The sequence below is a fragment of the Pseudoflavonifractor sp. MCC625 genome (genome assembly GCF_018784545.1).
GTDB classification, from domain to species: domain Bacteria; phylum Bacillota; class Clostridia; order Oscillospirales; family Oscillospiraceae; genus Pseudoflavonifractor_A; species Pseudoflavonifractor_A gallinarum.
The window spans coordinates 1-712 of record NZ_WQOJ01000003.1 but is presented as its reverse complement, the minus strand read 5'-3'; the positions used below and the strand labels follow the sequence as shown (position 1 = coordinate 712).

The 712-nt window shown below is 51.8% G+C and carries 1 protein-coding gene; it reads left to right on the top strand.

Annotated elements, in window-relative coordinates; all coding sequences use genetic code 11:
• A partial coding sequence (locus GPK94_RS00025) for an LPD28 domain-containing protein (protein ID WP_346727956.1) occupies positions 1-712 on the top strand: 712 nt, incomplete at both ends.

Genomic DNA, 712 nt, shown 5'->3' with positions numbered 1-712 from the left:
CCAATGACGAGCAATATCAGGAGATCGAGCTGTTTGATAAACCCGGTCTGTTCTCCAATGGGCGGATTGTCCGTGATAATCTGCCGGAGGGCGTTTATTGCTATGACCTGCGCGGTTCTGACTACGACCCCGGAGAGCCGGTCTGTGTAGAAGAACAAGTGGTTGTAAACCATGCAGGTTCCGTTCTGCTGACAGAGCCGCTGGAGCTGGAGGAAGATGGACGCCTGATGCTGACCGAGGAAGAAGGGCTGAATTTTGTTGGCGGCTTTTCTACCCTCACCCAGTTTTTGCAAGAACAGAGGAAAGACCGCCACACGGAGGAAGTGGAGGCTGAAAGCATCTCCTATGCGGTCTGCAAATATTTTGGCATTGAGACCGGAGAAAACAGCTTCGGCTATATTGCAAGCTGGAGTCAGGGCAAGGAACTGAAAGAGCTGAGAGCCAGTTTGGAGACCATCAATAAGACCTCCGGCACTTTGATCTCTGACATTGAGCGCCACTATAAGGAAATCTGCAAAGAGCGTGGGATTGATCCCCATGCAAAGGCAGAGTCGGAAACCGCCCCGATAGAGCAGCCAACCGGCAATCTGACTTACTATGTGGCAGAGTGCATGGAGTTTCCAAACCTCGGAGAATACCACGATAACCTGTCTTTGGAGGAGGCGGTCCGCATCTATCAGGAAATTCCGGCAGAGCGAATGAACGGGATCAA